General features: G+C 28.8%; 13 protein-coding genes. 12 read left to right on the forward strand and 1 reads right to left on the reverse strand.

The window, feature by feature from the left end; genetic code table 11:
• Positions 1-154 precede the first annotated feature (154 nt).
• Complete coding sequence (locus tag J2Z35_RS08405) at positions 155-958, reverse strand: DNA/RNA nuclease SfsA (RefSeq protein WP_209660955.1); 804 nt, start codon at positions 956-958, stop codon at positions 155-157.
• 182 nt (positions 959-1,140) lie between these two features.
• Between J2Z35_RS08405 and J2Z35_RS08410 the strand changes: the two genes are divergently transcribed.
• The 12 genes from J2Z35_RS08410 to J2Z35_RS08465 all read left to right on the forward strand — a co-directional run bounded on the left by J2Z35_RS08410 (position 1,141) and on the right by J2Z35_RS08465 (position 8,329).
• Positions 1,141-2,061 (forward strand): hypothetical protein, encoded by a 921-nt coding sequence (locus tag J2Z35_RS08410; RefSeq protein WP_209660956.1) that lies wholly within the window; start codon positions 1,141-1,143, stop codon positions 2,059-2,061.
• Between the two features lie 85 nt (positions 2,062-2,146).
• Complete coding sequence (locus tag J2Z35_RS08415; RefSeq protein ID WP_209660957.1) at positions 2,147-2,611, forward strand: Na+/H+ antiporter subunit E; 465 nt, start codon at positions 2,147-2,149, stop codon at positions 2,609-2,611.
• Between the two features lie 13 nt (positions 2,612-2,624).
• Entirely contained in the window at positions 2,625-2,882 is a 258-nt protein-coding gene (locus J2Z35_RS08420; RefSeq protein WP_209660958.1) for a monovalent cation/H+ antiporter complex subunit F, read from the forward strand.
• Positions 2,879-3,187, forward strand: coding sequence for a monovalent cation/H(+) antiporter subunit G (gene mnhG, locus J2Z35_RS08425; protein WP_209660959.1), 309 nt, complete (start codon positions 2,879-2,881; stop codon positions 3,185-3,187). The genes J2Z35_RS08420 and mnhG overlap by 4 nt, the downstream gene beginning before the upstream one ends.
• The gene (locus tag J2Z35_RS14970) at positions 3,184-3,429 is read left to right on the forward strand and encodes a Na(+)/H(+) antiporter subunit B (protein WP_209660960.1); all 246 of its coding nucleotides are present in this window, start codon (positions 3,184-3,186) and stop codon (positions 3,427-3,429) included. The genes mnhG and J2Z35_RS14970 overlap by 4 nt, the downstream gene beginning before the upstream one ends.
• On the forward strand, positions 3,426-3,686 hold the full coding sequence (mbhE, locus tag J2Z35_RS08435; RefSeq protein ID WP_209660961.1) for a hydrogen gas-evolving membrane-bound hydrogenase subunit E: 261 nt from the start codon (positions 3,426-3,428) through the stop codon (positions 3,684-3,686). The genes J2Z35_RS14970 and mbhE overlap by 4 nt, the downstream gene beginning before the upstream one ends.
• A 12-nt stretch (positions 3,687-3,698) precedes the next feature.
• The gene (locus tag J2Z35_RS08440; RefSeq protein WP_209660962.1) at positions 3,699-4,109 is read left to right on the forward strand and encodes an MnhB domain-containing protein; all 411 of its coding nucleotides are present in this window, start codon (positions 3,699-3,701) and stop codon (positions 4,107-4,109) included.
• Positions 4,099-4,434: a cation:proton antiporter subunit C gene (locus J2Z35_RS08445; protein WP_245330812.1), complete on the forward strand. Its 336-nt coding sequence runs from the start codon at positions 4,099-4,101 to the stop codon at positions 4,432-4,434. Before J2Z35_RS08440 ends, J2Z35_RS08445 begins: the two co-directional genes overlap by 11 nt.
• Positions 4,435-4,436: 2 nt before the next feature.
• Positions 4,437-6,020: a complex I subunit 5 family protein gene (locus tag J2Z35_RS08450; RefSeq protein ID WP_209660963.1), complete on the forward strand. Its 1,584-nt coding sequence runs from the start codon at positions 4,437-4,439 to the stop codon at positions 6,018-6,020.
• A gap of 74 nt (positions 6,021-6,094) precedes the next feature.
• Positions 6,095-7,237: a class I SAM-dependent methyltransferase gene (locus J2Z35_RS08455; RefSeq protein ID WP_209660964.1), complete on the forward strand. Its 1,143-nt coding sequence runs from the start codon at positions 6,095-6,097 to the stop codon at positions 7,235-7,237.
• Positions 7,238-7,267: 30 nt separating this feature from the next.
• Positions 7,268-7,831 carry a 5' nucleotidase, NT5C type gene (locus J2Z35_RS08460; protein ID WP_209660965.1) on the forward strand — a complete coding sequence of 188 codons (564 nt, stop codon included), beginning with the start codon at positions 7,268-7,270 and terminating at the stop codon, positions 7,829-7,831.
• Between the two features lie 15 nt (positions 7,832-7,846).
• Complete coding sequence (locus J2Z35_RS08465; RefSeq protein WP_209660966.1) at positions 7,847-8,329, forward strand: hypothetical protein; 483 nt, start codon at positions 7,847-7,849, stop codon at positions 8,327-8,329.
• The last annotated feature ends 251 nt before the right edge of the window (positions 8,330-8,580 follow it).

Raw genomic sequence — 8,580 nt, forward strand, 5'->3', positions numbered from 1 at the left:
ATATTAAATATCTATAATTATATTATACAAAAAATTAACGAACTTGTAATGGTAATTTTTACTAAATTAGTAGAGAATTAAGAAAATCATGATTATAAATTGCAAATAGAGTAATAGTTAGCAATTTATTTTTGTAAAAAGGTTACTTTGTTTTTCAAGGTTTTAAAGAAATTGGAATTTTTCTATCTAATTTAATCTCAGTTTTATCTATAGTACATACATATGACAATATTTCAACGCCCAATTTCTCAGCTTCAATTAATGTATTTGCAAAATCCGGATCAGTCTCTTCATTTGGGCTAAAACCTTTGATATTAGGATGCTGTCCAACAAAAAGTATTACTCCTCTATATCCATTTTGAACTAAATTAGATATTTCATTTATATGTCTTGCACCTCGTATAGTAGGAGCATCAGGAAAATAACCCCAGCCATCTTTTTCAAGAGTTACACCTTTAACTTCCACGTAGGCTGGTTTTAGTTCAGGATTATAATATTTATTATCTATTATATGGATTTTTGATTTTTCTATTAGTTTTTCAAATTTTTTTTCATTATCAACCTTCATATAATCCGGCAGTTCATTCCAGTTGTTAAAAAGAAAAAAATCGATTCTGCTATCAAGATGTTTTATTTCTTTTTTTAGATATCGATAACCTTCAAGTTCTTTTATTAATTTAGAAGATACACCTTCAAAAGTAATCTGATTTGCAAGAACTGATTCTATAGAAATCCAGTGACTATCTTTTTTTATCATGTGAAGTTTAAAGTCTGTTTTTCCCAAGGGATTTGAATTTTGAGATATTAAGACTTCCGCATCTTTTACAGCAAGTTCTCGAAGTCTACCTGTATTAGGCACATGAGCTTTTACAATTTTACCATTATAGTCTATATATGCTATAAATCTTTTTTCTCTTTTTATAAGTCTTGCTTCAATTAGTTCGTTTTTAAATTTCATTATATTCTCCCAACTAAAACATTATCTTTATATTTTAATATATGATTCCCAAGGATTAAATTCAAGTGTCAATAATGAAAAGAAGAAATTTTTATGTTATAATAAATTGAAATTTTTAAAAAAACACTATTAGATTTAAAAATTATTTACTTTAAATATTTTTAATACATAGGAGAGTTAAAATGATTGATGAAAATAAATTTTCAAAAATAATGCTTGGCGCAGTAATTTTTATGTTAATTGGAGTTACATCTGCATATGGACTTTATTATAACAATTTTTCACCTTTAAATGATAGTACCCATGTGGAAAATCAAAATAAAAATCCCTATCCAGTAATACCATACAACGCTTTCTCAATGATAAAAAAAGATTTAGTATCTATTTTAGGTGAGGGAATAGAAGGTGAAGGAGTTAGCGATGATACAAGATATATAGATTATGAAAATCAAGAATGGTTTTTTCTTAATGCAAATGTAAGATTTTATTATGGAAGATATACAAGAATTTACAAAAATGTTTTGACCTTTGATGCAAATGACAAAACTAATTTGTACTCAAACATGAAAGAAACTCTTGGAGAGCCACTTTCTACAAACTTTGAAAGCGATGAATCTCTCCAAAAAGCTTTCTGGATAAAGGATTCAGTAAGCTATGAGCTTGTATCAAAAGATAAAAGTTTAGTTCTTGAATCTAGACTTGCATATTATGAAAACCCCAATAACTATGAAATGGGGGAAAGGCCAACTATAATCCAAAGAATTAATACAGATATAAATAATGATGGTGATGTAGATGCTATACTCCTCATAGGTTCAAAGTCTTCATATACTTCTCTTGAGTATAAAAATTTATATCTTTTAATTGGAAATAGCAAAGGGGCTTATGTTACAAATTTTCCAACTGAAAGTGATGGAGGGTCAAATCCTCAAATGTTTATAATAGAAAATAATGAAGAACAAAACCATGAAATTTTAACAGAGTCAGATCATTATTATATTAAATCATATAATAAATTTACTTTTGATGGAAAGAATATCGAAAATATATATATTTCAGAGTTTGACCCCAGACAAGAAAAAGAAGAAGGAAATCATAATTAATTATTGATTTCCTTTTTTTATAATATGAAATAGCTTTATATAAAATTGGAAATATGAGATTAATTTTAGATAAAGGAAGGTCATTATGAGAATAAGAAAAAGGCATGGATTTTTAATAGTTTTTATTTTTTGGATGCTTTTTAGTCTAAATCTGAATCTTAATAATATCTTGCTTGGATTGATATCAAGTTTTGTGGTTATAAATATAACATGGGATTTTGTTTCAGATAATAAGATTTTCAAGATACCTACTCTAAAAGTTCTAATCAAGTATAGCTCCAACCTTTTCTTAGAGATATATAAAGATTCATTTACCCATCTAAAAAGGATAATAAAAAAAGAATCAGACCCTTATATTATTCAAGTCAAGCTTCCCACTGAAGATCCGATAGTAATTACTATGGTTTCCAATGCAATCACACTTACACCAGGAACAATAACAGTCGATGTAGAAAAAAATATACTATATATCCTTGATATTGAAGGTAATAGTAACAAAGATGAAACGATTAACTCAATTCTAGATAGTTATAAAAAAGTTTTTGAGTAGTTAGGAGTGCTATATGTTAGAATTTTCGATGTTATTTATTTCTTTAGCAATATTTATAACCTTAATTAAGTTTTTTATAGGAAACACCGTATGGGAAAAGTTGCTTGCACTTAATCTTATATCCGTAAAAGTTATTTTGCTTATTTGTATATATGCTGTATATAAAAAAAATCCCATGCTTTTAGATATAGGAATAATATATGGAATTATTGGATTTTTGACAGTTATTATTCTTACTAGATTTGTAATAAAAGGGGGAAGACAAAAATGATATTAAACTACGTATCTTCCATACTATTATTTATAGCAATGGCTTATATCGGATTTGGACTTATAGGAATATTCAGATATGAGGATGTATATTCCAAGCTTCTCACAAGTAGCCAAATCGATACTGTAGCTGCTATTACAACTATAATAGCGTTAATATTAAGAGCGGGTTTTAGCACAATGACAATAAAACTTATTTTGATTTTAGCCTTTGTATTAACAACTGGGCCAGTAAGTAATCATATCATAGCCAAGTCAGCATATTATAGAGGATATAATCCTAATAAGGCGGTGAATAAGAGATGATATATTTCTTTCATATATTACTTATAATAATATTACTATCCATAATATTTAATGACAATAACTTATATCTGATTTTATGCTCTTCTATTTTTTCTCTAATATGCGCTATACTTTATTATATTTATAACGCTCCTGATGTTGCATTAGCTGAAGCAGCAATTGGAAGCGCAATTATCCCTGTTATCTATATAATTGCTATTTCTAAACACTATAAAAGAGGAGAAAAGAGGGATGGGATTTGATAAAAAAAATAATATTTATTATTATGATAATTACACTTTCTATTTCTTTTTTTAATGCAGTAGAGCAAATTGAGCCATATAAAAGAGAGACTACAAAAGATTATTTTATCGAAAACTCAGTACAAGAAGTTGCTTCAAAGAATATAGTAACAGGAATATATCTTGATTATAGATTTTTCGATACTATTTTTGAAGCTAGTATACTTTTAGTTACAGTAAGTGGAATTTTATATATGTCGAGATTTGAAGATTTTTAGAGGGGAGTTTTTATGAAGGATTCTATTATATTTAGAACAGTGAGTAGAATACTCTTTTCTTTTATGCTTATATTTGGAATTTATATAGTAGCCTATGGAGACTTGTCTCCAGGTGGAGGGTTTCAAGGAGGAGCTATTCTCACTACTGCCTATTTGTTTTTTTACTTTATTGAACTAGATAATAAAATCAGTCTGAAAAAACTTATTAAAATGGAAAAAATATTGTTTTTGATTATGGTTTGCTCAGGTTTTATAAGCTTTCTTTTTTATGGAGAGTTTTTTACAAATCCCATAGTAAGCGGTGGAACTATACATAGAAGAATTTTTTTGGTTTTTTTAAATCTCATTATAGCAAGTAAAGTAACAATAGGTCTTATAGGAATAGTTGAGAGTTTTATTGAGGAGGAAGACAATGGAATTTAGAATTATATTGACCTTTATTACAGTGATTTTAGGGATTTATGGCCTTGGAACCAGTAAAAATATAATAAAATCCATCCTTTGTCTTCAGATAACAGAAAGTGCTGTAATTCTATTATTTTTGGCTTTTGCTCAAGTTGATAACGGTGTTCCGCCGATTTTTCCAAATGATACTAGTTTGATGGTAGACCCTTTGCCTCAAGCTCTGATGATTACAACGATTATCATAGGAAGCTCAATAACGGCTCTTGCTTTAATGCTGAGCATCAAACTATATCATCATTTTGGGACACTAAACTGGAATGAAATAATGGACAAGGAAGGATAGCTATGAATCAATCGGTTTTGCTTATTTTCTTACCTATAATAACATCTTTAATAATATATTCTTTTAAAAACAAACTCATTTTAAGTTTTATATTTATCAATCAAATAATTTTGAGCATTATAGCATATAATACATATTTTAATGTCCTTGAAAATGGAGAGTATAAGATTGTTTTCGGAGGGTATTCAAATGTAATAGGAATCCAGATTAGAGTTGATATGCTTGCAAGTGCTTTTATCATCCTAGCGGTTATTATTTGGTGGGCAGTATTATTATATTCTTTAGAAAAAATAAAAAAAGACCATACTTTTGGTTTTTTTCTCTTATTTTTAGAAGGGGTATTTTTAGGATTTATTCAGGCTAATGACTTTTTTACTGTTTTTGTTTTTATAGAGCTTATTACGATTTTGGCAACTATTTTGATTGTATATAAAAAAGATGGTCATTCAATCAGAGCAGGATTTTACTATTTGCTTTTCAATAGTACGGGGATGATGTTTTATCTTTTGGGATTGGCTTTGCTTTATAGAACAACTGGGACTTTAAATATTGAGCTATCCCAACAAATACTTCCAAAGTTAAATATGAATTTTGGTGTACAGCTTGCATATGTATTGATGGTAGCCTCACTTGGAGTAAAATCAGCTTTTTTCCCTGTATACAACTGGCTTCCAAAAGCTCATGGAGCTGCACCTTCATCTATTTCAGCGTTACTTTCAGGACTATTGGTCAAATCAGGTGTATATGCCTTTATTAGAATCGGATTAGCTTTTGATACAGCAATACTAAATGATTTTTTTCTATATATAGGACTGCTAACCTCTCTTGGTGGAACTATATTTGCCATTAGCCAGAAGGATTTAAAACAGCTGCTTGCCTTTAGCACAATATCTCAAATGGGTATCATGATTATAGGGGTTAGCACCTTATCGGGTTATGGATTTATAGGTGGAGTCTATCACATGTTTTCTCATGCTTTTTTTAAAGCTATACTCTTTTTAAGCTCAGGATATATAATCGTAAATGCAAAGGAAAGAAGAGTCACTGAGATAAGAGGTGTGTTTAAGACATATCCAGGAATGAGTATACTTATGATACTTGGGCTTTTATCAATGGTAGGTTTTCCTATGTTTGGAGGCTATATTAGCAAAGATATAGTGAAGTATTCGGTCAAAGACTTTGGACTTGCATACTTTCTATTTTCAATAGCAAATATCGGTACTATAATCTATACTTTAAAAATAATGCAGATTTTTCGTGGTGAAAAAAAAGAATATAAAAAAGATTTCAAGGTATATATAGGACTGCTTATACTTACTATACCTTCTATTCTTTTGGGTCTAAATCCATTGTTTATAGAGTCTATATTTAGAGTAAGGCTAGTTGGTTTTTTTGGAGAGTTTAATTTTAGATATATACTAGAATTCTTAGGATATTTTGGTTTTGGTTTTATCATATATAAAATTTATGTTGAAAATGAACATCCCATCTTCAAAAAATTAAGGCATTTTAATATTACATTTGAAACTTCAGTTTTTATGTTAATAGGATTTGTTTTTTCTATGATAGTATATATATATATTTAATTTGCAAGTTTCCTTGTGCCGTAAAAATCAATCTGTTATAATAAGTGGAATTTTAAATTTGAGGTGTAGCAGAGATGAATAAGCAAACATTAAGTAAAATAAATGTATTCTTTCTTGGTGTTTCCAGTAGATTTGAAGAACAAAGAGACTTTTTTCAGGGCCTTGATTTTGTATTCAAATCCGGAACAAAAAAATTTCCAGGAAGTTTTAATTTAAAAGATAATAAAGGTGAACTTTCATTTAATGGAGAAGCCAAAGTGATTGACTTCAAAAATACTTTAAATCAAATACTAGAATATGGTAAAATATATGACTCCATGATTTTAAAGTACAAAGAAAGAGGAAGTATTATAGTTATTGAAGCTGATGACAAGAAAGTATCCTCTAAAAATGAACAAGAACCTGAGGATTTAAAACCAAGTTCTGTATCAAAGGGAAGAAATAATTTTATAAAGCCTTCACAGGCATCTAGACTTCTCAAAGAAATTGGGATAATGTCTGAGGATGGAAAAATAAAAAATGATATGATTAGAAAATACAATCAAATAGATCATTTTGTTGAAGTGGTAATTCCAATTTTAGATAAATTGAAGGATAGGGAGAGCATTACAATACTGGATTCAGCTTGTGGAAAATCCTACCTTACATTTGTCCTAAATTATTATATAAAAGATGTAATGAAGAAAAAGTGCTATTTTATAGGTGTAGACTATAAAAAAGATGTAATTACTTCATCTGAGGAAAGAGCGAAAAGACTTGGATATAAAAATATGAAATTTATTGAAGAAGATTTGAGGAGCTATATTCCAGATGAACCTATTGATATGGTGATTAGCCTTCATGGCTGTGATATTGCTACAGATTATGCTATAGCCCTTGCAATAAGAGCAAAATCAGAGTCTATGATTGTAGTACCATGTTGTCATAAAGAGCTAAAGGATCAAATTAAAGAAAATCCAATAAATCCTTTGATAAAGCATGGAATATTTAAAGCCAGACTGAGTGATTTTCTAACAGATTCTTTAAGGGCTTTATTTATAGAATCCCAGGGTTATGAGGTTACTCCAATAGAGTATGTTTCTCCTCTTGATACTCCGAAAAATTTAATGATAAGAGCAGTTAAGACATCTGATTTCAATAAAACAGCTCATGATGAATATATAGCTATAAAAAGCATGTTTGGGGTAAAGCCTACCATGGAAAAGTATGTGTATTAGATTTTTTTTGATTTATTCTGGAGGGAAATAATGAAAAGACTTAATATATGCATCGATATAGATGGAACTATGACAGATCCATATTATTTCATGCCGTATTTTAATAAATATTTTGGAAAAAAACTTACCCAGGAAGAATGCGAACACCATAGAATAGACAAACTATATGGACTTAGTAGAGATGAAATTGAGATTTTTTACGAAAAGGAAGGGGAGAATATGCATAGAAATGCTGCTATTCTACCTAAGGTAAAAGAAGCATTGGTTGAGCTACAGGAAAATCATAATTTGTATATAGTTACAGCAAGAAGAAAAGAAATAGAAAATACTACTATAGAATGGCTTCACAAACACGATATAAAAGATATAGAACTTTTTTCACTTGGAAGCTACTATAAAGTTGATAAGGCAATGGAACTCAATTGTGATGTGTTTTTAGAGGACAACCCTCAAAATTCTATGGAATTAGCAAATGCTGGAATAAAAGTTCTATTAATGGATACAAATTATAATAAGATGATTTCTCACAAGAATATCATCAGAGTAGAAAATTGGAATGACATATTACTTCACCTAAGAGATATGGCTAATTGAAAGGAGGTAAAGGAAATGGTTGAAATTACCTTTACTAGCAAAGTAGGAGAAAAGAATATATCTAGCGATAATGTCCAAAGACTCCTAAAAAATATGGCTGATATTGTTCATGTAATAGATATATCAGATTCAGTCAAAGAAGATGGAGTAATGGTTTTTGATTGCAAGCTAGATAATTTTGTTTTTAAGTTTGATGAGATAGATAAGGATTTAATTGAAGAATTTGAGTTGGATGAAGAATACCTTCAAGTTCTCTTTGAAGATATAAATGGTTATGTATTTGACTTGATAGACGATATAGAACACGATTTGAGAGAGACTTATAAGTTTGAAAAAATAAAATTAAACTACGAAATATATGATATGAATGAAAACTTCTCAGATGTAAAATTTGTGATGGTAGCCTCGTTCAAAGAAATATCAAGACTTGAGCTTGCAGACCTTACAAAGATAGCAGGAAAAAGACAGCTTTTAGGGTCTTCTAAATATTTTAATTAATTGAAAGGGGCTGTCGGGAAAAGGCGTTTTTTGAACGATGAACCCTAAAAATTAAAAATCCTAGATTATTAAGGACATTCAGAAATGTAAATGTTTTAAAATAATCTAGGATTTTTAATATCTATAAATATTTATTGCATGACAAAAAAGCCATGATATATTTTTTCATGACTTATTTCATTTTAAACTAGCTACGCTATTTTTCTCTCATATTTCTTGATTTTTTTATTCGCGAAGCGATGATATTTATT

It is taken from the genome of Acetoanaerobium pronyense, assembly GCF_017874355.1.
Classification (GTDB): domain Bacteria; phylum Bacillota; class Clostridia; order Peptostreptococcales; family Filifactoraceae; genus Acetoanaerobium; species Acetoanaerobium pronyense.

Excerpts from the sequence above, each read along its gene's own strand:
- J2Z35_RS08465 (WP_209660966.1), top strand. The coding sequence starts at position 7,847 with ATGGTTGAAATTACCTTTACTAGCAAAGTAGGAGAAAAGAATATATCT.
- J2Z35_RS08455 (WP_209660964.1), top strand. The coding sequence starts at position 6,095 with ATGAATAAGCAAACATTAAGTAAAATAAATGTATTCTTTCTTGGTGTT.
- J2Z35_RS08450 (WP_209660963.1), top strand. The coding sequence starts at position 4,437 with ATGAATCAATCGGTTTTGCTTATTTTCTTACCTATAATAACATCTTTA.
- J2Z35_RS08440 (WP_209660962.1), top strand. The coding sequence starts at position 3,699 with ATGAAGGATTCTATTATATTTAGAACAGTGAGTAGAATACTCTTTTCT.
- mnhG (WP_209660959.1), top strand. The coding sequence starts at position 2,879 with ATGATATTAAACTACGTATCTTCCATACTATTATTTATAGCAATGGCT.
- J2Z35_RS08410 (WP_209660956.1), top strand. The coding sequence starts at position 1,141 with ATGATTGATGAAAATAAATTTTCAAAAATAATGCTTGGCGCAGTAATT.
- J2Z35_RS08445 (WP_245330812.1), top strand. The coding sequence starts at position 4,099 with ATGGAATTTAGAATTATATTGACCTTTATTACAGTGATTTTAGGGATT.
- J2Z35_RS08415 (WP_209660957.1), top strand. The coding sequence starts at position 2,147 with ATGAGAATAAGAAAAAGGCATGGATTTTTAATAGTTTTTATTTTTTGG.
- J2Z35_RS08420 (WP_209660958.1), top strand. The coding sequence starts at position 2,625 with ATGTTAGAATTTTCGATGTTATTTATTTCTTTAGCAATATTTATAACC.
- J2Z35_RS08460 (WP_209660965.1), top strand. The coding sequence starts at position 7,268 with ATGAAAAGACTTAATATATGCATCGATATAGATGGAACTATGACAGAT.
- J2Z35_RS14970 (WP_209660960.1), top strand. The coding sequence starts at position 3,184 with ATGATATATTTCTTTCATATATTACTTATAATAATATTACTATCCATA.
- J2Z35_RS08405 (WP_209660955.1), bottom strand. The coding sequence starts at position 958 with ATGAAATTTAAAAACGAACTAATTGAAGCAAGACTTATAAAAAGAGAA.